At 73.1% G+C, this 25015-nt stretch carries 20 protein-coding genes; 9 read left to right on the top strand and 11 right to left on the bottom strand.

The genetic code is table 11. The annotated features are described in order from the left end of the window. Positions 1-11 precede the first annotated feature (11 nt). Positions 12-2291 carry a septum formation family protein gene (locus tag ACFWU9_RS19515; RefSeq protein ID WP_384319946.1) on the bottom strand — a complete coding sequence of 760 codons (2280 nt, stop codon included), beginning with the start codon at positions 2289-2291 and terminating at the stop codon, positions 12-14. 301 nt (positions 2292-2592) lie between these two features. Continuing rightward, complete coding sequence (locus tag ACFWU9_RS19510) at positions 2593-3729, bottom strand: ferric reductase-like transmembrane domain-containing protein (RefSeq protein WP_384319944.1); 1137 nt, start codon at positions 3727-3729, stop codon at positions 2593-2595. 225 nt (positions 3730-3954) lie between these two features. On the opposite strand from ACFWU9_RS19510, the gene ACFWU9_RS19505 reads away from it, so the two are divergent. Next, positions 3955-4683 carry a hypothetical protein gene (locus ACFWU9_RS19505; protein WP_384319942.1) on the top strand — a complete coding sequence of 243 codons (729 nt, stop codon included), beginning with the start codon at positions 3955-3957 and terminating at the stop codon, positions 4681-4683. 134 nt (positions 4684-4817) lie between these two features. Continuing rightward, on the top strand, positions 4818-5582 hold the full coding sequence (locus ACFWU9_RS19500; protein WP_384320033.1) for a sigma-70 family RNA polymerase sigma factor: 765 nt from the start codon (positions 4818-4820) through the stop codon (positions 5580-5582). Positions 5583-5610: 28 nt separating this feature from the next. On the opposite strand, the gene ACFWU9_RS19495 is transcribed toward ACFWU9_RS19500, so the two are convergent. From ACFWU9_RS19495 to ACFWU9_RS19480, 4 genes are all read right to left on the bottom strand, one after another. Beyond that, the gene (locus ACFWU9_RS19495) at positions 5611-6894 is read right to left on the bottom strand and encodes an MFS transporter (protein ID WP_384319940.1); all 1284 of its coding nucleotides are present in this window, start codon (positions 6892-6894) and stop codon (positions 5611-5613) included. A gap of 26 nt (positions 6895-6920) precedes the next feature. Continuing rightward, positions 6921-8168: an ATP-grasp domain-containing protein gene (locus tag ACFWU9_RS19490; RefSeq protein ID WP_384319938.1), complete on the bottom strand. Its 1248-nt coding sequence runs from the start codon at positions 8166-8168 to the stop codon at positions 6921-6923. Further along, complete coding sequence (locus ACFWU9_RS19485; protein WP_384319936.1) at positions 8165-9241, bottom strand: pyridoxal-phosphate dependent enzyme; 1077 nt, start codon at positions 9239-9241, stop codon at positions 8165-8167. Before ACFWU9_RS19485 ends, ACFWU9_RS19490 begins: the two co-directional genes overlap by 4 nt. Positions 9242-9336: 95 nt before the next feature. Further along, positions 9337-10143 carry a class I SAM-dependent methyltransferase gene (locus tag ACFWU9_RS19480; protein ID WP_384320031.1) on the bottom strand — a complete coding sequence of 269 codons (807 nt, stop codon included), beginning with the start codon at positions 10141-10143 and terminating at the stop codon, positions 9337-9339. 361 nt (positions 10144-10504) lie between these two features. On the opposite strand from ACFWU9_RS19480, the gene ACFWU9_RS19475 reads away from it, so the two are divergent. Next, a complete protein-coding gene (locus ACFWU9_RS19475) occupies positions 10505-11842 on the top strand; it encodes a CAP domain-containing protein (RefSeq protein WP_384319934.1) in 1338 nt (445 codons plus the stop codon). A gap of 7 nt (positions 11843-11849) precedes the next feature. Here ACFWU9_RS19475 and ACFWU9_RS19470 read toward each other — a convergent pair whose 3' ends face one another. Together ACFWU9_RS19470 and ACFWU9_RS19465 are read right to left on the bottom strand one after the other, a co-directional pair. Further along, positions 11850-13367, bottom strand: coding sequence for an alpha/beta hydrolase (locus tag ACFWU9_RS19470; RefSeq protein WP_384319932.1), 1518 nt, complete (start codon positions 13365-13367; stop codon positions 11850-11852). Between the two features lie 134 nt (positions 13368-13501). After that, the gene (locus ACFWU9_RS19465) at positions 13502-15175 is read right to left on the bottom strand and encodes a hypothetical protein (RefSeq protein WP_384319930.1); all 1674 of its coding nucleotides are present in this window, start codon (positions 15173-15175) and stop codon (positions 13502-13504) included. Between the two features lie 115 nt (positions 15176-15290). Between ACFWU9_RS19465 and ACFWU9_RS19460 the strand changes: the two genes are divergently transcribed. Together ACFWU9_RS19460 and ACFWU9_RS19455 are read left to right on the top strand one after the other, a co-directional pair. Continuing rightward, positions 15291-16367 carry an NAD-dependent epimerase/dehydratase family protein gene (locus tag ACFWU9_RS19460; protein WP_384319928.1) on the top strand — a complete coding sequence of 359 codons (1077 nt, stop codon included), beginning with the start codon at positions 15291-15293 and terminating at the stop codon, positions 16365-16367. Between the two features lie 569 nt (positions 16368-16936). After that, positions 16937-17383: a hypothetical protein gene (locus tag ACFWU9_RS19455; RefSeq protein ID WP_384319926.1), complete on the top strand. Its 447-nt coding sequence runs from the start codon at positions 16937-16939 to the stop codon at positions 17381-17383. Between the two features lie 30 nt (positions 17384-17413). Here ACFWU9_RS19455 and ACFWU9_RS19450 read toward each other — a convergent pair whose 3' ends face one another. Both ACFWU9_RS19450 and ACFWU9_RS19445 read right to left on the bottom strand, forming a co-directional pair. Next, positions 17414-18520 carry a sensor histidine kinase gene (locus tag ACFWU9_RS19450; RefSeq protein ID WP_384319924.1) on the bottom strand — a complete coding sequence of 369 codons (1107 nt, stop codon included), beginning with the start codon at positions 18518-18520 and terminating at the stop codon, positions 17414-17416. Continuing rightward, on the bottom strand, positions 18513-19289 hold the full coding sequence (locus tag ACFWU9_RS19445) for a response regulator transcription factor (protein WP_384319922.1): 777 nt from the start codon (positions 19287-19289) through the stop codon (positions 18513-18515). The genes ACFWU9_RS19450 and ACFWU9_RS19445 overlap by 8 nt, the downstream gene beginning before the upstream one ends. 123 nt (positions 19290-19412) lie before the next feature. Between ACFWU9_RS19445 and ACFWU9_RS19440 the strand changes: the two genes are divergently transcribed. From ACFWU9_RS19440 to ACFWU9_RS19430, 3 genes are read left to right on the top strand one after another with little or no spacing between them, the layout of a single operon-like run. Further along, the gene (locus ACFWU9_RS19440) at positions 19413-20150 is read left to right on the top strand and encodes a glycosyltransferase family 2 protein (protein ID WP_384319920.1); all 738 of its coding nucleotides are present in this window, start codon (positions 19413-19415) and stop codon (positions 20148-20150) included. Further along, a complete protein-coding gene (locus ACFWU9_RS19435) occupies positions 20147-20800 on the top strand; it encodes a DUF2064 domain-containing protein (protein WP_384319918.1) in 654 nt (217 codons plus the stop codon). Before ACFWU9_RS19440 ends, ACFWU9_RS19435 begins: the two co-directional genes overlap by 4 nt. Further along, on the top strand, positions 20797-21588 hold the full coding sequence (locus tag ACFWU9_RS19430; RefSeq protein WP_384319916.1) for a methyltransferase domain-containing protein: 792 nt from the start codon (positions 20797-20799) through the stop codon (positions 21586-21588). The genes ACFWU9_RS19435 and ACFWU9_RS19430 overlap by 4 nt, the downstream gene beginning before the upstream one ends. Before the next feature lie 346 nt (positions 21589-21934). Here the strand turns inward: ACFWU9_RS19430 and ACFWU9_RS19425 are convergent, their stop codons facing one another. Beyond that, positions 21935-23443, bottom strand: a complete 1509-nt coding sequence (locus ACFWU9_RS19425) for a molybdopterin-dependent oxidoreductase (protein ID WP_384319914.1) — start codon at positions 23441-23443, stop codon at positions 21935-21937. 113 nt (positions 23444-23556) lie between these two features. On the opposite strand from ACFWU9_RS19425, the gene ACFWU9_RS19420 reads away from it, so the two are divergent. Then, positions 23557-25011, top strand: a complete 1455-nt coding sequence (locus tag ACFWU9_RS19420; protein WP_384319912.1) for a hypothetical protein — start codon at positions 23557-23559, stop codon at positions 25009-25011. Positions 25012-25015 lie beyond the last annotated feature (4 nt).

Below are 25015 nucleotides of genomic sequence, written 5' to 3'. Positions count from 1 at the left end.
CGGGGGTGTGGTCACAGCCCGCCGCCGAAGCTGTTGTCACCCGGGTAGGACATGGCGCACATGGCGTAGATCGGGCTGTCCAGGCCACTCCACCAGTCCTGGGCGGGATAGACGACATGCAGGCGCATGCTGGCGCTCGGCGAGTCCTTGGTCAGATCCTCGCACGCGGCCTTCGCGCGGGCGTAGACAACTTCGTTGCCCGGCCAATGTGTGGAATCGGCCTCGTACAGAACGGGGTAGCCGATGATCTCCGCCCAATGCAGCTCCTCGCAGGGCACGATGGGGAGATCGATCGACTCGGCGGACAGATCCTTCTTGGTCTGGACGCACGACCCCACCGGCGCGTTGTCCCGGACGAACTGGCTGAAGGTGTCCATCAGCGCCGGTGCCCCGCCTCCGGTGATGTTCAGCGGCACCCGGTCCTCCTCCGTCATGGCCCCGTTGTCCGCCCGGTGCACCACACACGTCGTGTACTCGGCGCCCAGCGGCGATCCGACCCCCGTGTTCCAGACCTCCTTGGGGGGCACCGTGTAACTCACCGCCAGCCCTTCTCCCTCGTCACCGAGCCTGGCCAGCCTGAGTTCGCACCGGAAGCGGGCGAGCGCCACCGCCTGGTCCGCTCCCGGGTACGTGCGGGTGAGATACGTGGACTCCGCGCTGATCAGCGGTTCGTACGACACCACCTCACCCCAGTGGGCGTCCTCGCACGGGACCACGGCCACCTCGCGGGCGCCGATCTCCCAGTCCGACTCGCGCTCTATGCAGCCGCCCACCGGGTCGTTCTCGTCCGCGTCGGTGGCGGAGAGGACGACGGTGCCTGCGCCCGGCCGGGCGCCAGTGCCGTCGCCGTCGTCGTTGTCGAACAGGCCGGTGAGCGCCCGCGCGAGCAGGAGCAGCAGCACGACGGCCATGACCAGGGTGAAGACCTTGCGGCCAAGGCCGGGGGTGCGGTTCCCGCCCGAGCTGCCCGTGAGGTACGAACCGGGGGGCCAGTCACGGAGATCGGCCAGCATCTGGTCGATCTCCTCGGTCCCCGGGCCGCCGGCGAGCTGCCGTTTGACGTTCAGCAGCAGGGTTCTGGCGAGGCTGATGCGGCCGGCGGCGACCAGTTGTTCGACCTGCGTCTCGATGGAGTTGAACGTCTCCATCATGTCGCGCAGACCCTCGCGGTTGGTCCTGATCGTCTGCTGTGTGACCGGGTCCGTCGCCAGTTCGCCCGCGGTGCGGAACCACTTCGACGCCTTCAGGTTCGCGGCCGGTCCGAGCGCGTCCGTGGCGGCGGTGGCGCAGTTGTTGAGCAGGACGGCGATGTCGTTGCGGGCGGTCGAGGTGCGCCGGTGCCTGGCGTACGGGACCAGGGCCTCCAGCTCTTTCAGGGCCGGCAGGGCGTGTTCGTACGCCTGTGCCGCGGCGCCGTCCCAGTCCCCCCCTTCCAACTGGGACGACGCCCGTTTGGCGGTCGCGCGGAGCGACTCGTAGTGAGGCGCGGCGGCCTCTTCCAACTGGTCCTCGACCAGGCTGGACGGTACGAGTGGCCAGCCGTGCGCCAGTTTGGTGAGCAGCAGGCGGTCGGCGGTGTTCGACGCCGTCGACGCCAGCTCGATCAGTGGCTTGACCAGGGTGGCCGGCATGGCGTCGCGCAGTGTGTCGACCACGGAGTCGTCGAGCTGCCGGTCGTCGAGGACGGCGATACGGTGCCGCACGTGGTCCCAGAAGACGGCGCGGCGCAGCACCTGGCCCCACAGCCGGGAGGCCTCCGTCCACAGTCGCGTCGCCTCGGAGTCACCCCAGCGCGCCGACAGTTCGTCGGCGCTGATGTCGAGCGCCGCGCTGTGCGCGCGTACGGCGGCGTCGTGGTCGCGGTGCAGCGATTTCGGGCAGTCGCAGGAGGGGCCCTGCCCGTGCTGTGTTCCGCCGCTTCCGCCCCCGACGGCGTTCCCGCCGACGCCGCTCGCGTTCCCGCCCCCGTCCCCGCCCCCGCTCCCGTCCTCGTCCGCGTCCCAGAGCCAGAACAGTTCGTCGACCAGCCGGCGGCGAGGGTCGCCGAGGATACGGTCGAAGGCGCCCCGTATGTCGTCGAGACCGACGGGGAGCGAGTGTCCGAGGTCGACGTCGGCACCGAGTTCGAGCGCGGGGGTGATGCGCTGCTGCCGCTGCCGTACCGTCCGCCGGTCCGCGTATGTGGGCAGACCGGTGATGCGGAAAGCGTTCCGCCGGTACATCTGCGGGCCTGCCGCCTCCAGCAGCCCCGCTGTCGTCTCGTCGATCACAGCACGCTCCGAATCGACCATGTCGAGGGTGGTTGTTCCCTCTGGAAAGTATGGCGACCTCGGGTGCCGTGCTCCATGGCAACTGAATGGAATTCACATGGGCAACGCCCGCTCCGGCGCGGCCGGTTGCCCCTGCGCGCGGGGGGCGGGGCGGAGAAGGCGGCAGGCTGGTGGAGAAGGTGCGGACGTTACGGGGTGGACGGTAACGGTCCGGTTGGGAGGCGGCGGACGGCCGCGGTGGGAAGCGGTCGTCCGCCGTTGTTGGGTGCCGTTGTTGGGCGTGGCGGGCGCCGGTGTCGGGCGCCGCCGTCAGTCGTCGCCGTCAGTCGTCGTGGACGTGTGTGGACGACGTGTCCTCCGGCGGCACCGTACGCCCGCCGTCACGGCCCGAGGCGATCACCGCGACCAGGACACCGATGATGGCCACAGCCGCCACCCGCCCCGTCAGGCGCAGCGTCCATCCGGCCTTGGACCCGCGGTGCGCGGCCGGCGACAGGAGCCGTTCCGAGCGGCGGGCGGGACGCAGGAGACGGAGCAGGAAGAGTGCGGCGATGGGGAGTTGGAGCAGCCACACGGTGTTGCGGAAGGCTCCGTCGTACCAGACGTTGGTGCCGTACAGCAGGGTGTGCCACACGCTCAGGACGTAGACGACGAGTACGAAGCGGTGCAGGATCCGCCAGGTCTTCGGGCCGATGCGGTGGCGTACATAGAAGAGCAGACCGAGCGGGATCGCGAGATAGAGGGCGGCCTGGCCGATCGGCATGGCCCAGACGCCGGTGCCGGAGTTGTAGCCGCCGGGGATGAACGTCTCCAGGACGGCGCTGCCCAGCCGTGAGGGCCAGGAGTCGGTGTCCTGGTAGATCAGCTCGGCGGCGAACAGCAGCGCGTGGGCGACGATGAGCGCGATCGTGTTGAGGCTGGTGGTGCGGTGCAGACGCTCAAGGGTCGGGCCGGAGAGCGGCAGTCGGGCCGGGCGCGGACCCGAGAGGAGCAGCCCGATGATGACGGTGCCCCACGCCCAGAGGAGTGCGGACCAGCCGAAGGCCTGGCTGAGGTAGTACATCCAGAATTCGCTCGTGTCCGCCATGAACGGCATGACCGTCAGGGTGGACGACGTCTCCGACTCGATACGTACGTAGAGGATGACGAAGACAACGGCCGTGACGAGCAGGGCGACCAGGCCGTCGAGCCAGCTCGCCCGCAGATCCGAGCGGAGGGTGACGCGCGGCGTGGTGGCGGTTGCGGCGGCGGTGACCGCGGTGGCCCCCGTGGCGGACGCGGGGGACCCCGGGGACGCCGCCGAGGGAGCCGCTTCGCCGGTCGCGCCGGCCTCTGCGGCATCGGCGGTCGCGTCGGCCTCGCCGGTCCCGGCGGTCGCGCCTTCGCCGACGCGGCCGACGGGGTCGGCGGGGTCGGCGTGCGGGGCCGAGGCCACGGTCTTCTCTGCGTCGGGCGTCACTGGCTCTGGGGGCGGATTCATCGGGCGGTCTCCGGTTCCGTCATCTGCCGTCGTACGGATTGGTGCGCGGTCGTACTGTTGGAGGTGTCGGTGGCCGGGACCGAGAAGTTCCCGAGCACTTCATGTGAGCTGGATCACACCAACTCCATGTCCCCGCAAAGCGCCTGAACATCCGATGTATGCCCATCAGGCGGCCTTTCGCGACCGCCGTGTCACGCTGGCACCATGACGGCCATGGGAGCCGGACCCGCACTCCGCCTCGCGCGCACCGCGGTCTTCGCCGCCGTGTGCGTCGTGGTGTCGGCGCTCGGCCACACCCTGTCGTCCGGTGACCCCCTGCCGCCGCGCGCCCTCGCCTTCGCCTTCCTGCCGGTGTGCGTCGCGGGCTGGTGGCTGTCCCGCAGAGAACGCGGCGGCGCCCTGATCGTCGGCGCGAGCGCCGCCGGACAGCTGCTGCTGCACGCGGTGTTCAGCGGTCTGCACCCCGCTCCGCGCGGCGGCCACGCGGGACACGACGCCGGCCACACGGGCGCCGCCTCCGCCGGCACCACCGCCGGCGGAGGCGACAGAGGCGCCGGCGGCGAGACGTCCCACGAGGCCTTCGGTGAACTCCTCGGCATGAACGGGCCGATCGGTCTCCTCGACAGCTCCGGCCTCACCTCCGGCATGATCGGCGCCCACCTGCTCGCCGGCCTGGTGTGCGGCTGGTGGCTGTGGCGCGGCGACCACGCCTTCGTACAACTCATGGGCGCGCTCGCGCTGTTCGTCGGCGAGTTCGCGTACGGCCTGGCGTACGAGCGGCTCCGGCTCGCCCACACGATGCTCAGCGGCGGCGGGACAGCGTACCGCCCGGTGCTCGCACCCCCCGTCGCGTACCGGCCGATCCGGCCGCCCGCCCAACTCCCGGCCGCGCACGTCGTGTCGCGGCGCGGGCCCCCGCCCTTCGCGTTCTGAGCGCATCTCCACTCCTCACCTTCACCGCTCTCACTCCACGGGCCACGCGGCCCGGACGCGAAGGACGTTCCGTGATACCTGCTGCCCTGCACACGCCTGCCTCCAGACAGCCCGGGCACATACCCCCCACCCGCATACATCCGACGACCGCGCGAGGCACACGCGCCCACAGCTCCGCCGACGACTCCGAGATCACCGCGTGGGCCCTGGCCGCCGGGCTGGGCGACCGGCGGGCGGCGGAACTCTTCGTACGGGCCACGTACGACGACGTACGCCGGTTCGTCGCGCATCTCAGCGCCGACGTGCGCGGCGCGGACGACCTCACCCAGGAGACGTATCTGCGGGCGCTGGCGAGCCTCGCGCGCTTCGCGGGGCGTTCCTGCGCGCGCGTATGGCTGCTGGCGATCGCGCGCCGGGTGGTGGTCGACCGGTACCGGCGGGCCGCCGTACGGCCCCGGATCGCGGACACCGCGGACTGGGTGACCGTCGCGGACCGCGCACAGCCTCGGCATCTGCCGGGCTTCGAGGAGTCCGTGGCGCTCGCGGACGCGCTGGCGACGATGGATCCGGGGCGCCGGCAGGCGTTCGTACTCACCCGGCTTCTCGGGCTGTCGTACGCCGAGGCCGCCGACGCCCTCGGGTGCCCCGTGGGGACGATACGGTCCCGGGTCGCCCGCGCGCGGCGGGATCTCGCGGCGGTCTGGGAGCCGGGCGGCGAGGGCGGGACCCGGCGCGACGCGGACGCGATGGCCGGGGAGGTTGTCACTGCCGTCGCGGGTGTTGCGAGTGCTGCGAGTGCTGCGTGCACTACGGGCGCTACGGGTGTTACAGGTGTTACGGAGATTACCGACGTTACGGGCGCCACAGCCGTTGCAGCCGTTGCGGCGGTCCCCGTATGACGCGCGCCTAGCCGCGAGTCCGCGCACGTCAGCGCGGGTGGTGAGCTTCGGCGAGCTCGCCGCCCGCGCGGCGCCGCGCGGTACCGGTCACGTACGCCACCAGCAGCACGGGCAGCAGCACCGCCTGCGCGCTGACCACCAGCCAGAACACCGGTACCGCCGAGGCGCGTTCGGCCGCCCCGTACATCTGACCGCCGACCACGGCCGCCGCGAACGCCCCGAGCCCGGCCGCCAGCCGCTGTCTGCCGAAGACCGTCGCCGACGGGGCGGTCGACCGGTCGAGCGCTTCGAGGTCGTTCTTCAGGAAGAGGACGATCTCGCCGAAGCAGAGCAGTACCGCGCCGGCCGCGATCCCCGCCCGCCCGCCGAGCGCGAGCACGGCCGTACCGGCCGCCATCGCGCCGAAGCCGACCCGCAGCGCCGTCGCGTACGGCAGCGCCGCGAGCCGGCGCGCGGAGAGCGGCTGGGCGAGGACGAGGAGGAGCGCGTAACCCATGAGGACGGTGCCGTAGAAGGCGGTGGAGGTGCGGGGAACGGCGTAGAGGGCGAGGTAGTGCTGGAAGAACATGAAGATGTAGACGGCGAGCACGGTGAACGCGAACGGCGGGAGGGCGGACGGTACTTTGCGGCCTGAGGGACTCTTCTCCGTTCCCGAGCCCTCTCCCGGCTCCCCCGCCTCCCCCGGCTCCTCGGCCTCGTCCGCCTCGTCCGCCTCGTCCGCCGAGTCCGCCGAGTCCGCCACCCACGGCAGCAGCGCGTGCCCCACCCCCACCAGCGCGAACAGCACCGCCACCCCCGTGAACAGCCCGGCCGGCGACGTCAGTACGAAGGGCGCGGCGGCCGGCGGCCCCAGGGCGATGCCCGCGTTGAACGCCGAGCCGCTCGCCGCCAGCAGCCCCGGCCGCCGCTCCGGCCCACAACCCGCCACCAGGTAGGCCTTGTTGGCAGGCAGATACAGCGCCGCCCCGCACGACACCAGGAACAGCGCGGCCACCGCGACGACCGGCCGGGTCAGCCCGGGTACGAAGGCGGCGAAGCCCGCCGTACGTACGGCGAGCGCCACCAGCATCGTCGCCCGCAGTCCGATCCGGGCCGCGAGCGCCGCGCCGACGACGCCGCCGGAGAACTGCACCAGCGACGCCACGGCCAGTACGGCGCCCACGACCCCGAGGCCGAGCCCGAAGCGGTCGTGGAGCAGCACGGACATATAGGGGAGTACGGCGAAGCTGCCGAGGGTGATGAGGAACGAGGCGCCGAGGAGGAAGAGTTGCGGCCCCGTCAGGGTGCCGGCCGGACCGGACCGGCCCCTCACCTCCCCGGCCCTTCCGGGCCGGCCCCTCACCTCCCTGCGGCCGTCTTCATGACCGGCCGCACGGTCGTGGCCGCGCTCCACGCCCGGTGCCCCGCCAGTTCGGCCGTCGGCCCCTCCGCGAGCACCATGCCGGTGCAGCCGCGCTGGTCGCCGACGTGCTGCACGGCGTCACCCGGTGCCCGGACCGGGTACCAACCCACCTCGCCCGGAAAGGCGTTGAGACCGTCCAGGCCCGCCCACCCGTCGAGGACGCCGGGCTCGTCCGCGTACACGAGGACGAACGCGACGGCCGGCCCGGTCGGGCGCAGCGGCGCGTCCAGCAGCCGGGGGCGGCGTCCGAGGGTGACGTCGACCAGCGCCTCGTAGACGTTGACCTCCAGCGTGCGGCACATGGCCTCCGCGACGAGGGCGCCGCCGATCCTGCGGTTGATCTCGACGAGTTCCGGTCCGCTCCGGGTGCGGACGAACTCGACGTGCGCGAAGCCCTGGTCGTGTCCGGCCGCCGCCAGCACCTGCCCCACCCACCGCTCGATCGCGGCCAGTTCGTCGTCGGGCAGGGCGACGGGGAAGGCGGCGGCCTCCTCCCGTACGGCGGGACGGCGCGACGTCTGCCGGCTCAGCACACCCAGCAGCCGCGTGTGTCCCTCCCAGCTCAGGGTCTCGGCGCTGTAGAGGGGCCCGGCGAGGAAGGGCTCGGCGAAGAGCTCTCCGTTCAGACCGCCCGGCCCGCGCCCGCGCTCCTCCGCCTCCGTGAGCGCCGCGCGCAGCCCCTCGTCGTCCTGAACGATCCACACGTCGCGCGACGACGTCCCGGCGGACACCTTCAGCACGGCGGGCAGCCCGACGGTCCCGAGCACCGACTCGGCGCTGTCCACCGTCGGTTCGACCACCACCGACGTTCCGGCGCTCAACCCCGCCCGGTGCAGCGTCCGCCGCACGCGCGCCTTGTCACGAAGAAGTTTTACGGCCTCCGGATCCGGACCCGGCAGCCCGAGTTCCTGTGCGAGGTCGGCCGCGGGCCCGCTCCAGGTGTCCGTCGTGTTGATCAGCCCGGCGAGGTCGGGCACGTGCGCGAGCGCGCGGCGTACGGCGTCCGGGTCGAAGGTGTCGACGTCGATGACCTCGATGGCGTCGCGGCTGTCCTGGGTGGCCAGTTCGTGGCGGTAGACGCTCCGGTCGCCGGTCAGCAGGACGAACCGGTGCCCGGTCGCGTGGCAGGCCCGCGCCGTACGCCCGAGGCCGAAGGAGAGCGCTTCCAGGGCGGCGACGGTCATCGGCCGGCCTCGCTCTCGGTCGTGACGACGGCGTTCGGGGGCGCGGGCCGCCTCGCCCACTCCATGACGGCCCAGGGCGGGCGCAGTTCGGCGAGTTCGTCGATCGGGTGGGGTTTGAGGGCGCTGGGTTCGGACGCCTCGGTGTGCCGGGCGAACACGCGCTCGGCGTAGCGGTGTCCGGTGTCGGCGCCGAGGACCAGATGCGTACGGCGCGGGTCGCGCGCCGCTTCCCAGGCGGCGACGAGATGCGCCGCGCCGGTGGACAGCCCGGCGAACACCGCGTGTTCCTTGAGCAGGGCGACCGAGCCGGCCATGGCGTGCCGGAAGTCGAGCCAGTGCACGGTGTCGTAGAGCTCGTGCCACACGTTCCCGAAGGGGATGGAGCTGCCGATGCCCGCGATGATCGCGTCCGGATCGCTGAAGCCCTCGCTGCCGAACGTCACGCTGCCGAAGGGCTGGATGCCCACCAGCCGTACGGTACGGCCGTCGGCGCGCAGCGCCCGTGTGAGTCCGCCGGTCGACGCGCCGGTGCCGACGGTGCCGACGACGGTGAGGTCTTCGCCGGGCAGCGCGGCGGCGGCGAGGGCGGCCAGCTCGCGGTAGCCGGTGTGGTGCACGCCGTCGTGGTACTGCCGCATCCAGTGGAAGTCCGGCCGGGAGTCGAGCAGTTGGCGTACGTGGCGGACCCGGCGCTCCTGGTCGAGCCGGAGGCTCTGCGAGGGCGGCATCTGGTCGACGGTGGCGCCGAGCACCTCCAGCTGGGCGCGCATCGTGGCGTCCACGGTGGTCGACGCGACGATGTGGCAGCGCAGGCCGTAGCGGTGGCAGGCCATGGCGAGCGCGAGGGCGTAGATGCCGCTGGAGCTGTCCACGAGGGTCTGGCCGGGTACGACCCTTCCGCGTTCGAGCAGCTCGCGCACGGCGCCGAGCGCCGCGTACACCTTCATGGTCTCGAAGCGGGCCAGCACGACGTTCTCGGAGAGCCGGAGGAAGGCCGGGGCTTTCATGGCGTCGGTGATGTGGTCGTGCACGGGGACCGACAGGCGGGGGGTGGCGGGGCTGAGCTGGGGCATGGCGTACGGGTCCTCCGGGGATGGGGAGCGTGGCGTACGGGAATCGGGGTGGGGGCCGGGGCCGGGCGGACCCCTGCCGAGGGTGGCGCCGGGCGTCACTTCTTCAGGCCCCGGACGATCAGCCGGCGCGAACTCTGGTCGTACGGCCCGCCGTCGAAGTCCCCGAAGCACTCGACGTCCGCGAATCCGGCCGTGACGAAGAGGTCGTGCAGCTCGGCCGCGCTGTAGAGGAAGGACCTGATGGAGGCGGTGCGGGCGGTCTCGCCGCGCACGAGCGTCCAGTCGGTACGGAGTCTGCGCCAGCTGTCGAGGACGGTGTCGCGCTGCACGACGTACGAACCGTCCGGCAGATCCACAGCCTGTGGACGGCCGATCCAGCCCGCGAGCACCTCCTTGCCCATGACGTCGACGAGCAGCCGGCCGCCGGGGGCGAGGCTGAGCCAGGCGTTGCGCAGGACTTGGAGGTTGTCGTCGGGGTCCTCGAAGTAGCCGAAGGAGGTGAAGACGTTGAGGATGACGTCGTAGGCCTCGGGGGCGGTGTAGGTGAGCATGTCCGCGCGTACGAGGCGGACGGTGTCCTGCTCGGGAGCCTCGGGCTGCACGGGCGGGCCGGGCGGGTTGGGCGGGTTGGGCGCCCCGCTCGTCCCGGCCGCTTCGGCCGCTACGGCCGCTTCGGCCGCTACGGCTGCTACGGCCGCCTCGCGGCAGGCGGCTTCGGCGCGCTCCAGCATGGCGGGGCTCAAATCGACGCCGGTCACGCGGTAGCCGCGTGCGGCGAGGGGGACGAGGAAGAGGCCGGGGCCGCAGCAGAGGTCGAGGACCCGGGAGCCGGGCGGGAAGTCCAGCAGCGGGGCGGTGCGGACCAGCTCGGCGACGGTCTCGGCGCGGGCGCCGGAGAACATGGCCGGGGCGAAGTCGACCCAGAGGCTGTCGTCGTCGTACCAGTCGTCGCGTGTCACATCGGCCTCCACGTGTGCTCGGGCGTGCGTGCTGCGTGCTGCGTGCCGTGCGCTGTGCGCTGCGTGCGTGCTGCGTGTCCGCTGTGTGCGTCCGTCCGTCTCCGCGTCCTCATGAGTTGTCGCGGCGTGGCGGGCCCGAGTTCCCGGAGTGGGGGAATTGGCGAGTGGTGGCCATGAGGGCGGACGGGGGAACCCGGTGGCTCGCGTCGGCCGTTCTCCCGTCGACGAACGAATTCGGAGCCGGTCCGGGGGGCCGGGCCGGGTCCGGAGCGGGTCCGGTACGGAGAGGGAGGAGGGCGGCACGATGCTCGAACTGATCGCCGGGGGGAATGTGCCCCTGCCCGGGGGCGCGCTCGTGATCCGGGTGCCGGGGCCCTTCGACCTGTCCGTGCTGGTCACGGGCGAGGACGGCAAGGTCTCGGGCGACGGGGACTTCGTCTTCTACAACCAGCCGTCGGCGCCCGGCGCGCACCTGCGGGGCGACACGGTCATCGTGGAGGTGGAGCGGCTGCGCGCCGGAGCGAGCCGGGTCACCGTGGTCGTGAGCGCCGCCGACCCGGGGGTCCCGCTCGGCCGGCTGCCCGTGCCGACGCTGACGGTGACCGGTGGCGGCGGCCGGGGGCTGGCCCGGTTCACCCCGGGGCGGCCGACGCACGAGAGCGTGTTGCTGCTCGCGGAGATCTACCGCCGGGGCGGCGGGTGGAAGCTACGGGCGCTCGGGCAGGGTTACGCGGACGGGCTGGCCGGGATCGCGCGGGACTTCGGGGTGGAGGTGGCCGAGGACGCCCCCGCCGCGCGGGGTGTGACCCCGGCACGGTCGGTGCCCGCCCGGTCGGCGCCGCCGCCGGCGCGTCCCCGGTTCGACGACGGTTTCACCGCCCTGGTCAACGCCGAACGCTCCCGGTCCGGTGCGCCGCCCGTCACGGCCGACGCCCGTCTCGCGGCGGCGGCCCTGGCGCACTGCGCCGCCATGGCGGCGGACGGGCGGCTCGGTTCCGCGCCGGGACGGACGGGCGTCTCCCTCCACCAGCGGGTCGTGTCCCACGGGTACGCGTATCTGGCCGTCGCCGAGCAGCTGGTCTCCGGTCCGCGTACGGAGGCCGACTTCCTGGCGTACTGCCTCTCGGACCCCCGCATGGGCCGTACGGTCCGCGATCCCGCCCTCTCGGCGGTCGGGGTCGCCCATGCCCCGGGCCCGGGTGGCGACATCTTCTGGACGGCGGTGTGGGCGAGCCCGCTCACCCCGCACGGCCTGGCGGCCGTGGCGTCCGACGTCGTCGCCCTGACGAACGCGGAGCGCGGGGCCGCCGGCCTGCGCCCACTGGCCCCCGACCCCCGGCTGACGTCGGCGGCGCAGGCGCACAGCGACGACATGGTCGCGCGGGGGTTCTACTCCCACACGAGCCCGGACGGCCGGCAGCCGTGGGACCGGGCGGCGGCCGCCGGCTGCACGCACCGGGGCATCGGCGAGAACATCGCCTGCGGTCAGCGCTCGGCGGCGGAGGTGGTCCGGGGCTGGATGGACAGCCCCGGACACCGCGCGAACATCCTCAAGCCGGACTTCACCCACATAGGCATCGGCTTCCGCGGCGGCGGCGAGAAGGGTACGTACTGGACGCAGCTGCTCGGTACGGCTCGCTAGGCCGTGCTCAACTCCCGCAGTACACGTCCTTCTCGGGCCGCTCGCCCGTCTTCAGGAAGGTGGTGACCTTGCTGTCCCCGCACGCGTTTCCGTTCGCCAGGTACATACCGTGGCCTCCCTGGTCGACGGTGACGAGCCTGGCCCGGTCGCCCAGGGCCTCGCGCATCTTCAGGGCGCCGAAGTAGGGGGTGGACGGGTCCCGCAGGCTCTGGATCATCAGGATGTTGGACGGGCCCCGGTCCGTGATGCGGGTCGGCTTCTCGGTGGGGCCGTTCTTCCAGAACGCGCAGGGCAGGACGTTCCTGGGCATGCCCGCGGTGAGCGGGTAGCGGGCGCGGTCCTCCTCCGTGGCGCGCGCGTATCCGGCGACGGAGGTGGGCCAGCGGACGTCGTTGCAGATGACGGCCAACGTGATCGCCGCGTCCTCGTCACGCAGCGGCTGGGCGACGTCGGGGGTCAGCACGGGGGTGGCGGCCGGGTCCCGGGCGTCCTGGACGAGACGCGCGAGCCGGGGGAAGTTGGCGTCGGAGTAGAGACCGCTGAGGAACGCCTGCCGCAGCATGCCGCCGGTCAGCGGGTTGCCCTCGGTGGTCGACTCCTTGGGTTCGCGGTCCAGCCGCGCCGCGAGAGCGAGGTACAACGGCCGTATGTCCTCGGTCCGTTCGGCCAGCCGGAGCCCCTCCGCCTCCCGGTCGGGGTCGGCGGCCCAGGCGGCGAAGTCGGGGAAGCGGTCCTCGACGGCCCTCGACGTGTTGGCCATCCAGCCCTGCTCGACCCGCGTGTGGTCCGGGTCGCCGCTGCTGTCGAGCACCCAACGGTCGGTGCGGTCCGGGTACTTCTGCGCGTAGACGGCCCCGATGTACGTGCCGTACGAGGTCCCCCACGCCGACAGCTTCTCCACCCCCAGCGCCTGCCGGAAGCTCTCGACGTCCCGGACCTCGTTGGCGGAGGTGAAACTGCGCAGCACGGGGCCGCCGTTCTCGTCACACGCCTCGGCGGTACGGCGCGAGCGGGCCGTGTTCTCCCCGATCTCCCCGTCGGGGCCGGGCCAGGACCGCAGATGCGCCAGATACCGGTCGTCCGCGTCGAGCCCGCAACTCGCGGTCGTACTGCCGCCGACCCCACGCGGATCGAAGCTCACGAGGTCGTACGCCCCGTCCATCTCCCGCTGCAACGCGACCCCCTTCGTGGCCAGCGCCTGCACCCCGGAGCCCCCGGGCCCGCCGGGAAGCATCAGCAGCACCCCCCGCCGCGCCTCCGGCCGCTCACTGCGCACCCGGCTCACGGCGAGGGTCACCTTCTCCCCACCGGGCTCCCGGTAGTCCAACGGCACCTCCAACTCCCCACACTCCTGCCCCACGGGCCCCCCGCCCCGCGCACACGGCTCCCACACGACCCCCCGCCCACCCCCACCCTCGACGGCCCGCGCACCCCCACTCCCACCGACGACCAACGACCCCGCGACAGCGGCGACGGAGAGGGCGAGGAGGAGACTTCTCTGGCTGAGATTCCGGTAAGTGTTCATGCCCACAAGACTTGTTGACGCCGCCTCTGTTTCCCATGCGGCAGGCACGCATCCCTGAGGTGGGGGTATCCCCCGGGGACCCCGCAGGCGCCCCCACGCCCGGAGGTGGGGCGACCCGACGCCCCCCGGCGCCCTCAAGCCGTGCAGCAGTCGGTGGGTGGGGGCTCGGTGGGGAGGCGGCAGAAGCAGGAGGCCGTGATCGGGACGTCCGCCAGGGAGGTCGCCACCTTGAGTTGGGGGGCGACGATCCGGGCCTCGGCCGTTCTGCCCAGTCGCAGCAGGCACTCGTGGAAACCGTGCAGCGACCAGACGTTTCCCGGGTGCTGGGAGGGTCTGGGGAGCGTGTTGTCGAGGCCGAGGTCCGCGCGGTAGACCGCCTCGGCCTCCGTGACGCGGCCCTGTTCGAGCAGCAGGGCCCCGTACGCGTGGCGGGTCGGCTGCATCCAGCCCCAGGGCTCGTCGAACGGCAGGCTGTCGTCGAGCGTGATCGAGTGCTCCAGGGAGGCGAAGGCCTGGTCGTACTCGCCCTTGCGGTAGTGCAGTTCGCCGTCGAGCATCGCCGACGCGATGGCCAGGATGTCCTGGCAGGTGTTGTTGAACAGCGTCCGGGTCTCGGGCACCCGCCCCACGGCCCGGTGGAAGGCCTCGCGTTCGGCCTCGGCCTCGGGAATCCGTCCGGTCGCCGAGTACGCCACTCCCCGGGCGTAATGGATCATCGCGGTGGTGACGCAGTACAGCTCGGCGTCGGCCGGCAGCGGCAGGGCGAGGATGTCCGCCCACCGGCCGAACCTGATCAGCACATGCACACGCATGGCCAGGAAGCTTTCGAGCCAGTCCGCCATGGGCGGGCTCTCCACGCGCAGCAGTTCCTCGGAGATGGAGGCTTCGAGCTCCGCGGCCGTCTCCAGGGCCGTCGCGGACTGCCCCAGGAACATCGCGCCGTAGATCTTGAAGTGGTAGTTGTGCGAGCGGTAGAGGGTGTAGAAGTTCATCGAGCCCGCCCGCCGCACGTACTTCTCGTCGGCCCTGATGGCATCGCTGTTCGCCGACACGACACGACGGTAGTCACCGCACAGCACGTCGAGATGCGACGGCATGTGGTGCAGATGCCCCGCGTCGGGCATCGATCCGCGCAGCCGGTCGGCGATCACCAGCGCGTCCTCCGGTGTCGGCGACATCTCCATCAGATGGATGTACAGATGGAGGACGCCCGGATGGTCGGCCCCCGCCTCGCTCAGCAGCGCGCGGTCGAGGACCGCCTTCGCCTCCGGCGTGCGGGCGTCGGCGGCGGGCTCGCCGGTGCGCAGATCCCAGAGCCGCCAGGGGGTGAGGTTCATCAGCGCGTCGGCGTAGAGGGTGGCGACGTCGGCGTCGTCGGGCGCGAGTTCGTACACGCCGCGCATCGCTTCGGCGTAGGGCAGGTTCCAGACCGAGCAGTCCTCCGCCGCCCGCGACTGCGGGTAGCGGGCGAGCAGCGCCTCGACGAGGGCCCGCTCGACGGGTGTCGCGCCGGCGGCCGAGGCGCGGGCCCGCTCGACGGCGGCATGGGTCCTGCGGACGGTCCGCTCCAGGTCGAGCGGGTCGAAGGCTTCCCAGGGCTTGTTGTAGTTGGGCCCCAGCGCGTACGCGACGCCCCAGTGCGCCATGGCGCAGTCGGGGTCGGCGTCCGCCGCCTTCTCGAAGCAGCTGACGGCCTCTTCGTGGTTGAACGCGTACGTCCACGCCAACCCGCGGTCGAACCAGCGCTGCGCATCGGCCGAACGCGTCGACACGGGCCGCGTGAGGGTGCCGAGGTCGAAGTACTCCATGGACGTCTCCTTCGAAGGGTGGTGCGGCTCGACGACGCGGGCGCGATCTTACGGTCCCGTGACATGCCGTGGCGGGTACCGACCGCTCCGTGATCGCACGCCTAGCGTGGGACGCATGCGTGTACTTGTCACCGGCGGAGCCGGGTTCATCGGGTCGGAGATCGCGGGCGACCTCGTCTCCCGCGGCCACGAAGTCGTCGTGTACGACGCGCTGCTGCCCTCCGCGCACGGCGGGGCCCCGGCCCGGCCGATGCGGGACGGCGAGCGGCTGGTCGTCGGGGACGTACGGGACCGGGCCTCGGTCGAGGCGGCGCTCGACGGGATCGACGCCGTCTGCCATCAGGCCGCCATGGTCGGGCTCGGCAAGGACTTCGCCGACGCGCCGGCGTACGTGGGCTGCAACGACCTCGGTACGGCGGTGCTCCTTGCCGCCATGGCCGGGGCGGGCGTGCGTTCGCTGGTGCTCGCGGGGTCGATGGTCGTGTACGGCGAGGGCCGCTACGACTGTCCGCGCCACGGTGTGGTCCGGCCGGGCCCACGCGCGGCAGCCGATCTGGACGCCGGGCGGTTCGAGCCCAACTGCCCCGTGTGCGGCGCCGAGTTGACGCCCGGCCTGGTGGCGGAGGACGCGCCCACCGATCCCCGTAACGTGTACGCCGCGACGAAGCTCACCCAGGAGCATCTGGCCTCGTCCTGGGCGCGGGCCACGGGCGGGCGCGCGGTGTCGCTGCGGTACCACAACGTCTACGGGCCGGGGATGCCCCGCGACACCCCGTACGCGGGGGTCGCCTCCTTCTTCCGGTCCGCCCTGGCGCGCGGCGAGGCGCCCCGCGTCTACGAGGACGGCGGCCAGCGCCGGGACTTCGTACACGTACGGGACGTGGCCGCCGCCAACGCGGCGGCGCTCGACGCGGTGTCGGAGGCCGGGTGCCCAGGCTTCGCCGCGTACAACACCGGCAGCGGCGAGCCGCACACCATCGGCGAGATGGCCGCCGCGCTGGCGTCGGCGCACGGCGGGCCGGCGCCCGTCGTCACCGGTGAGTACCGGCTCGGGGACGTACGGCATGTGACCGCCGACTCGCGGGCGTTGCGGGAGGAGCTGGACTGGAAGCCGGAGGTGGGCTTCGCGGAGGGGATGGCGGAGTTCGCGAAGGCGCCACTGCGGGAGTCCCTCCGGGGGGTCGCCGCGTAGGTCCCTCTGGGGGGTCGCCGCGTAGGGCCCTGTCTGGGCCGGACTTCTGGGCCCGCCGCCTGAGGGCTGGCGCCCCAGCCCACCGCATCAGCCCACGGCCTCAGGCTGCCACCTCAGCCGACCGCCTGAGGGCTGGCACCTCAGCCCACCGCCTCAGGCTGGCGCCTCAACCCGCCGCCTCAGGCTGCCGCCTCAGGTTGCCACCTCAGCCGACCGCCTGAGGGCTGGCGCCTCAACCCGCCGTCTCAGGCTGCCACCTCAACCCACCGCCTGAGGGCTGGCGCCCGGGCCCGCCGTCAGAGGGCTGGCGCCTCAACCCGCCGTCTCAACCCGCCGTCTCAGGCTGCCACCTCAGCCGACCGCCTGAGGGCTGCCACCTCAGCCCACCGCCTCAACCCGCCGTCTCAACCCGCCGTCTCAACCCGCCGCCTCAGGCTGCCACCTCAGCCCACCGCCTGAGGGCTGGCGCCCCAGCCCACCGCATCAGCCCACCACCCGAGCCGCGTCGGTCGTCGCAGGAGTCGTGCGGAGGGCTCCCGCCCCCGTGTGCCTTCTGCGAGCCTGGGGTCATGGGGGAATGTTTCTTCTGCGGGGATCCGGTGGACGCCGAACAGGTGATGTGCGTCGAGTTGGTCGGGCACGGGGGCCGGCGAGCGGTGGACATCTTGAGTTGCCTGGAGTGCGTTCACCGCTACCGGGCCTTCTGCGAAGAGGGCACGACCGTGTGGCACATCCTCTTCACCCTCGCGCTGCTGGGCGCCCCGGCGGCGGGGACGTTCGCCGTCGGTACGCGCTCGCCGGTGCTGGGTGGAGTGACTCTGGTGCTGGTCGTGATGTTCGCGGTCTCGCTGGTCGTCATGGTGCGGAGCGACCGTAGGACCACCCCCCGGCTCACCTTCGACAAGGGCGGATGGGCGAACCGGATCGGCGCGCACCCTGAGGTGGCCGCGCTCACCCTGGAAGGCTGGGAGAGGGAGGGACACCGGTCGACCGCGAACGGCCCCGGCGGTCCCTGACGGCCCCTGCCCTCCGGGCGGACTCCGGGGTCAGGCGGCGGGGAGCGTCACCTCGAAGCAGCAGCCGCCCGTGACGTTGCGGACCGCCGCGCGGCCCGCGTGCGCCTCCACGATGCCGCGCACGATCGCCAGTCCGAGACCCGCCCCGGCCGGGGGCGTACGCGCGTCGCTCCCGCGCCAGCCCGTGTCGAACACGCGCGGCAGGTCCTCCTCCGGGATCCCGCCGCAGCCGTCGGTCACCGAAAGCACCACCCCGACGTCGGAGTGGTGCGCGGCGACGGCGACCGTACCGTCGGCCGGGGTCCGGCGGATGGCGTTGACCAGCAGATTGCCGAGGACGCGGCTCATCTCCTTGCTGTCGACCTCCACCGGTACGGCGTCTATCCGCTCCCCCACGAGCCGTACGCCCAGCTCGCGCGCCAGCGGGTCGGCGCCGGCGAGCGCGTCGCCGACCAGGTCGTAGACGGAGATACGGGTCGGGGTCAGGGTGAGCGAGCCCGCGTGGATCCGGGAGAGTTCGAAGAGGTCGCCGACCATGTCGTTCATGCGCTCGACCTCCGTACGGATCTGCCGGAGGTAGCGGGGGGAGTCGACGGCCATGCCGTCCTCCAGCGCCTCCGACATCGCGCGGAGCCCGGCGAGAGGAGTGCGCAGATCGTGCGAGATCCACGCGACGAGCTCGCGCCGCGAGGTCTCCAGCGCGCGCTCGCGCTCGCGCGAGGTGTCGAGCTTGGCGCTGGTGGCGGCCAACTCGCGGGTCAGCGCGGCGAGTTCGGCGGTGGCGGGGGCGGCGGGCGCGGCGAAGACCCCGCCGTCGCCGAACGAGCGGGCGGCCAGCGTCAGGTCCTCGCTGCGGGCGACCATCCATCTGCCGAGGACGACGGCGGTGAGGAGGGAGACGACGGCGGCCATGGCGACGACGGTGGTGACGACGCTCAGGTCGTGCGGGGACAGGAACATGGCCCAGGCGACGGCGAGGGTCCCGGCCAGCATGGCGGTGACGGCGACGGCGGCGACGACGGTCACGGACACGACCAGCGACCGGTGCCGGAAGAGCCGGAGCGCGAGCGCCCCGAGAACCCCGGCGGCGCCGGCCCCGAGAAACGCGATGAGGGCGATGAGAAGCATGTCACTCATGCCCGGCCGCCCCCTGGGACGAGGGCTCCGGCGCCGAGGGCTCCGCGGGCTCCGGTCCCGACATGCGGTAGCCCACCCCCCACACCGTCTGGATCAGGCTCGGGTGGGCCGGGTCCGGTTCGATCTTGCTGCGGAGGCGGCGGACGTGGACCGTGACCGTCGAGAGGTCGCCGAAGTCCCAGCCCCAGACCTCGCTCATCAGCTCCTCCCGCGAGAACGCCCGCCCCGGGTGCCGCAGGAAGAACGCCAGCAGGTCGAACTCGCGCAGCGTCAGGGCGAGTTCGGCGCCCTCGCGGGTCGCGCGGCGAGCCGTCGGGTCCAGGGTGAGCGTCGCCGTGCGCAGCACGTCCGCCGCCGGGGACGCACCGGGCGCGGGCACCGCGACGCGCGCCCGGCGCAGTACCGACTCCACCCGCAGCACCAACTCCCGGGGGCTGAACGGCTTGGTGACGTAGTCGTCCGCGCCCGTCTCCAGACCCAGCACGCGGTCCTCCTCGTCCCCGCGCGCCGTCAGCATGATGACCGGTACCGGTCCGCCCTGTTCACGCATCCGGCGGCAGACCTCGAAACCGTCCATGCCGGGCAGCATCAGATCCAGGACGACCAGGTCCGGGCGCCGCCGGGCGAAGTGCGCGAGCGCGGAGGGGCCGTCGGCCGCGCGTCCGACGTCGTGGCCGGCCCGGTGGAGGTAGCCGGCGACGACCTCCGCCACGGTCGGGTCGTCGTCGACCACGAGCACATGGGCCGGCCCCAGGGCATTGTTCTGCATACGTCCACCTTCGCACTCCACCGCGCGGACCGGTCCCGGCGAGCGCCCGCAACGGCCGGACGTCCGTGTTTCGTAAGGTCCAGAAGTCCGGAATGCCGCTTTACGATCCGTAGGGTGAGCGCCGTGACCCACTTCGCTGACCTCACAGCCGACGCTGACCTCACAGCCGACGTCGTCCTGCCCTGCCTCGACGAGGCGGCAGCCCTGCCCTGGGTGCTGGAACACATCCCCGTCGGCTGGCGCGCGATTGTCGTCGACAACGGCTCCACGGACGGATCGGCGGACATCGCGCGCTCGCTCGGCGCGACCGTCGTGCACGAATCCCGGCGCGGGTTCGGTGCCGCCTGCCACGCGGGCCTGCTCGCCTCGGACGCCGAGTACGTCTGTTTCTGCGACTGCGACGGTTCCCTTGACCCCGGCCTCCTCCCCGGCCTCGTACGCGAAGTCGCCCTCGGACGTGCCGACTTGATGCTCGGCCGCCGTCGCCCCCAGGGGCGCGGCGCCTGGCCCGCACACGCCCGCGCCGGAAATCTCGCCCTCTCGCGGATGCTGCGCCGCCGCACCGGCGTACGGCTGCGCGACCTCGGCCCGCTGCGCGCCGCGCGCCGCTCGGACCTGCTCGCGCTGGGCCTCACCGACCGCCGCAGCGGCTACCCGCTGGAGATGGTGGTGCGCGCGGCCGACGCGGGACTGACGGTGTCCGAGACCGACGTGCCCTACCGGCCCCGTACGGGAAAGTCCAAGGTCACCGGCACCTGGCGGGGCACCTGGCACGCCGTACGCGACATGCGCGCCGTGCTGCGACAGCCGCCCGCCGGCGCGGCTGCCACGTCCACCGCCAGGGTGGAGGCCGCCAAGTGATCCCGTCCACCACCCTCCTCGTCATCGCCAAGGAACCGCTCCCCGGCCGCGTCAAGACCCGTCTCACCCCGCCCTTCACCCCCACCGAGGCCGCCCTCCTCGCCGAGGCGTCGCTCGCCGACACCCTGCGGACCGTTCTCGCCGTCCCCGCCCGCCGCCGTGTCCTCGTCCTCGAAGGCCGCCCGGGGCCCTGGCTGCCGCCCGGTATCGAGGTGGTGCCACAGTGCGCGGGCGGGCTCGACGAGCGGCTGGCCGCCGCCTTCGAACGGTGTACGGGGCCGACGCTCCTCGTCGGCATGGACACCCCGCAGATCACCCCCGCCCTGCTCGCCCCCGCCCTGGGCACCCCGGCCGGCCACCCCGACTGCGACGCCTGGTTCGGTCCCGCCGACGACGGCGGCTTCTGGGCACTCGGCCTCGCCGCGCCCGAGTCCGCCCCGCCGGACCTGATCCGCGGGGTGCCCATGTCCGCACCGGAGACCGGCGCCGTACAGCGCCACCGGCTCCTCGCCGCCGAGCTCACCGTGCGCGACCTGCCGCCGCTGCGCGACGTGGACACGGCCGCCGACGCCGAGTACGTCGCGGCGCTCGCCCCGCACGGACGGTTCGCCGCCACGCTGCGCCGACTGACCCCGGTGGGCGCCCGATGAGCCTCACCGGAACGACGACGGCCACCGGCACCGAACCCGCCGCCTGGAGCGACGACCCGTACGCCGACGCGCTGCGCGCCGGCCGGGGCCCGCTCTTCCTGCGCCGTACGGACGGGTGGCTGCTCCCCCTCGACGTCGAACGCTGGTGCTCGCGCGCCGACGCCGCCGACCTCTCGGCACTGCACCGCTGCGAAGGCCCGGTCCTGGACGTCGGCTGCGGCCCCGGCCGCCTGGTCGCCGCGCTCGCGGCGCGCGGACAGCGGGCGCTCGGCGTCGACATCAGCGAGGCGGCCGTCGAACGTACGCTGCGCCACGGCGGCACCGCCCTGCGCCGCTCCGTCTTCGATCCCCTTCCCGGGGAGGGCCGTTGGGGCACCGTCCTGCTCGTCGACGGCAACATCGGCATCGGCGGCGACCCGGCCGGTCTGCTCCGCCGGGCCGGCGGGCTGCTGGCGCGCGGCGGGCTGATCATCGCCGAGACCGCGCCCGTCGACATCGACGAGCGCGTGGACGTACGGGTGGACGACGGACGCGGGCCCCGGCCGTCGGCCCGGGGCTCGCACTTCCCGTGGGCCCGGCTCGGCACCCCCGCCCTGCTCCGTCACGGCCGGGCCCTCGGCTGGCTCCCCGTCGATCAGTGGGAGGCGGACGGCCGCCCCTTCGTGGCCCTGCGCCGCAGCAGTGCCCGCGTCACCAGACAGAGCGCCGAGCACACGAACAGCGCGGCGGTGACCAGCAGCCAGCGCTCCAGGAACCCCTCCGACGACAGACCGGCGTACCTCTCGTAGCGGCCGCTCACCCGCCGCGTGATCAACGGGAACCACACCAGCAGGAGCAGCAGGGACAGGAACGCCGGTACGCGTACGAAGTTCACGAGCCGGCGCCGGGGCCCCAGCGCGGCGATCACCGTACGGTCAGCCGCGCTGTAGACCGGCAGCAGGACGAGGTCGTGCACGAGGGCGGCGCCGACGAACCACACCACGATCATGAACGTGTCGCCCTTCAGCAGCCGTACGCCCACATAGCCGGCGAACGCGAGAGTACCGAGCAGCAGCACGATCTGGAACGGGCTGCCCAGCAGGGCCCGGTACTTGGGGGCGGGACCGCCCGTTCCGCGCACATCACCCTTGCCCATCAGACCGCTCCGAACGTCAGCTTGGCGACCCACTTCGTATTGAGCACCCCGGGCGCGGCCGGGACGATGATCCGCGCGGGGAATCCGTGGTCGAGCGACAGGTCCGCGCCGTTGACGCGCAGCGCCAGCAGCGAGCGGTCGTCGCGCACCTGGTTGTCGCGCAGCGCGCCCGAGCGGAAGGCGCCGCCGCGCTGGAGGGACTCCACGAAGACCCCGGGCGGGCTCTCGGGGAATCCCGCGAGTTCGGCGAGGTCGCGCAGGCGTACGCCGCGCCAGGACTGGTTCGACGTCGACCAGCCCTCCACACAGGCGATCGGCAGCTCCGAGGTGTGCTGGGTCATGGCGAGGAGTTGGGCGCGGGAGAGACGGACCTCACCGGCGGGGCCGCTGACGGTCAGCCGCCAGCTGTCCGTCGTGTCGGCCGCCCTGACACCGACGGAGGCGGCGGTCTTGTTGATCTGGAAGCCGTTCGGTCCGCCGCCGGGGTCCTCCCAGCCGTGCGGGGCGAGCAGCGCGGTACGGCGCAGCGGCCCGTCGACGCTCCGGCCGGCGGTCGTGAGCAGCATGAACAACGACGCCGTACCGACGAGGGTGAAGGCTCCGCGCCGCGAGACGGTCGGCGCGGCGGGGGCCGGGGACGTCAGATCGTCGTCGTCGAAGGCGGCGCCCGGCACGGCGCCGGGGGCGCGACCAGCGCCACCAGCGGCGGCGCCACTGCGGGCGCGGTCAGGGGCGCCACTGCGGGCGCCGTCAGGAACCGCGCGCGCACCGGCATCCGCACCGGCACCGGCACCGGCATCCGCGCCGCCACCCGCGCCCCCACCCCCGTCGGGCGCCGGCCACGCGCCCGCACCGGAGCCCCCACCACCGGGCCCCGAGCGCAGCTCCCCGCTCCGGATCACCCGCAGCGCCTTCGGCAGCTTCAGCGCCGCATGGGCCACGAACCCCACGAAGAACACCCAGGCCCCGTAGAAGTGCAGCCGGTAGAAGGACCCCGGAAAGATGTAGTCCAACTGGATGTTGAGCACCCCGGTCACGAACTCGAACAGCGCGCCCCCCACCAGCAGCACCAGCGAGAGCCGTTCCAGCGCGTGCGCGAGCGACCTGACCGGTGGCAGCGCGAAGAACCTCGGGATCACCGACCAGAGCTTCGCGAGCAGCACCGGGATCAGCGCGACGCCGACGGTGACATGGAATCCCTGTGTGAGGCGGTAGAGCCAGTACGGGTGCGTGGGCCAGTCGAAGAGGTAGAAGCCCAGCCACCCCCGGTCCGGCGTCTTGTCGTTGACGGACGCGAGATCCGGGTTGTACGCCGCGTACGACAGCAGGCCCGTCACGAACAGCAGCGTGAGCCCGATCAGCAGGACGATCCCGAGCGCCGCGGTGAAGCGGAGCCCACGTACCGGGCTGCGCCAGAAACCGGGATCCGACGGCAGCGGAGGCAGTGCGCGCGGCCGGCGGCGGGAGGGTGACGGAGGCGGTGGGGAGGGGGGTGGGCGGTGATCCATGCGGCGACCGTAAGCCCGCCTACCCGCCCCGGAGGCGGTACGACTTCTGACGAAACGGTGACGTGGCCCCGCCGTACCAACGGAAGCCGCCGCCCGCTGCTTAACGTGCCGGGGTGAAGACCGACGCACCCGGAAGCAATACCGGCGAGGCCGCGCACGCGCACGAGGACGTCCAAGCATCCGATCGGCCGGACGACCGGCCCGGCGCACGCGCGGGCCGCCCCCACCGCCGGGATCTCGTCGCCGCCGCGTGCGGCATCGCCCTCGTCACGGCCGCCGTGCTCGTGGGCACGGCGATCCAGCGCACCAACGGCATCCTCCGCGTCAACTGGCCGCCGCTGCTCGGCACCTGGGACCCCCGGGTCGGCCCCGGCACCCCCGCCGCGCTCGTCGTCGCCGTCCTGATCATCGCGTACGGCCCCGGGCTGGCCGCCCGGCTGCCCTGGCGCGCGCTTCTCGCCACCACCTGGGCCGCCGCGCTCGCGTGGACGTTCTCGCTCGCCCTCGTCGACGGCTGGCACTGGGGCGTCGCCCGCCGGCTGACCACCAAGAACGAGTACCTCACCGTCATCGACCGCTTCTCCGACATCGGAGCGACGCTGCGCGGCTTCGCCGGCCACATCGTGATCGGCTCTCCCGACAACTGGCCCGCGCATGTCGCCGGCCATCCGCCGGGCGCGACGCTCACCTTCGTCTGGCTCGACCGGATCGGCCTCGGCGGCGGGTCGTGGGCCGGGGTCTGGTGCGTCGTGATCGGCGGTTCGGCCGTGGCCGCCGTACTCGTCACGGTGCGCGCCCTCACCGACGAGGCCACGGCGCGCCGCGCGGTGCCGTTCCTGGCGCTCGCCCCGGCGGCCGTCTGGATGGGCACGTCGGCCGACGGCTACTTCGCGGGCGTCGCCGCCTGGTCGCTCGCCCTGCTCGCGCTCGCCGCGACCCGGACCGTGCGCTTCCCCGCGGCGGCGGCGCTGGGAGCGGGGCTGCTGTACGGGTTCACCTGCTACCTCTCGTACGGTCTGACGCTCATGGCGCTCCCGGGCCTCGGCGTCCTCGTGCTGGCCCGCACCGCGCGCCCGCTGCCGCTCGTGCTCGCCGGCGCTCTCGTGGTACCGCTCGCGTTCACGCTGGCCGGGTTCAACTGGTGGGAGGCGTATCAGGAGTTGGTCGTGCGCTACTACCAGGGCGCGGGCGGTATCCGCCCGTACGAATACTGGATCTGGGCGAACCTCGCCGCGACGACCCTGGCGGTGGGTCTGGCGACGGTCGCCGGGGTCGGCCGGGTCCTGACGCTGGCGCCCCGCGCCGTACGCGAACTGCGTCCGGCACGGAGGCCCCCGGCATCAACTCCCGCTCTCCGCCTGGCCGTTCTCGTCCTCGCGGCGCTGCTCGCGATCGCAGCGGCCGATGTGTCCGGTATGAGCAAGGCGGAGACGGAACGTATCTGGCTGCCGTTCATGCTGTGGCTGATCCCCGCCACCGCCCTGATTCCGGGCCGGCGGCGGGGCTGGCTGGCCGCGCAGGCGCTCGTCGCGCTGCTGGTCAACCACCTTGTCTTCACCGGCTGGTGAGGGC

The sequence above is a fragment of the Streptomyces sp. NPDC058653 genome (assembly GCF_042716895.1).
Lineage (GTDB): Bacteria > Actinomycetota > Actinomycetes > Streptomycetales > Streptomycetaceae > Streptomyces.
The sequence above is the reverse complement of the archived record's forward strand: the minus strand, read 5'-3'. Positions and strand labels throughout refer to the sequence as shown.

Coding starts and splice junctions, on each gene's coding strand:
- ACFWU9_RS19515 (WP_384319946.1), bottom strand. CDS start 2,291: ATGGTCGATTCGGAGCGTGCTGTGATCGACGAGACGACAGCGGGGCTG.
- ACFWU9_RS19505 (WP_384319942.1), top strand. CDS start 3,955: ATGACGGCCATGGGAGCCGGACCCGCACTCCGCCTCGCGCGCACCGCG.
- ACFWU9_RS19490 (WP_384319938.1), bottom strand. CDS start 8,168: ATGACCGTCGCCGCCCTGGAAGCGCTCTCCTTCGGCCTCGGGCGTACG.
- ACFWU9_RS19485 (WP_384319936.1), bottom strand. CDS start 9,241: ATGCCCCAGCTCAGCCCCGCCACCCCCCGCCTGTCGGTCCCCGTGCAC.
- ACFWU9_RS19480 (WP_384320031.1), bottom strand. CDS start 10,143: ATGTTCTCCGGCGCCCGCGCCGAGACCGTCGCCGAGCTGGTCCGCACC.
- ACFWU9_RS19475 (WP_384319934.1), top strand. CDS start 10,505: ATGCTCGAACTGATCGCCGGGGGGAATGTGCCCCTGCCCGGGGGCGCG.
- ACFWU9_RS19470 (WP_384319932.1), bottom strand. CDS start 13,367: ATGAACACTTACCGGAATCTCAGCCAGAGAAGTCTCCTCCTCGCCCTC.
- ACFWU9_RS19465 (WP_384319930.1), bottom strand. CDS start 15,175: ATGGAGTACTTCGACCTCGGCACCCTCACGCGGCCCGTGTCGACGCGT.
- ACFWU9_RS19460 (WP_384319928.1), top strand. CDS start 15,291: ATGCGTGTACTTGTCACCGGCGGAGCCGGGTTCATCGGGTCGGAGATC.
- ACFWU9_RS19455 (WP_384319926.1), top strand. CDS start 16,937: ATGGGGGAATGTTTCTTCTGCGGGGATCCGGTGGACGCCGAACAGGTG.
- ACFWU9_RS19450 (WP_384319924.1), bottom strand. CDS start 18,520: ATGAGTGACATGCTTCTCATCGCCCTCATCGCGTTTCTCGGGGCCGGC.
- ACFWU9_RS19445 (WP_384319922.1), bottom strand. CDS start 19,289: ATGCAGAACAATGCCCTGGGGCCGGCCCATGTGCTCGTGGTCGACGAC.
- ACFWU9_RS19430 (WP_384319916.1), top strand. CDS start 20,797: ATGAGCCTCACCGGAACGACGACGGCCACCGGCACCGAACCCGCCGCC.
- ACFWU9_RS19425 (WP_384319914.1), bottom strand. CDS start 23,443: ATGGATCACCGCCCACCCCCCTCCCCACCGCCTCCGTCACCCTCCCGC.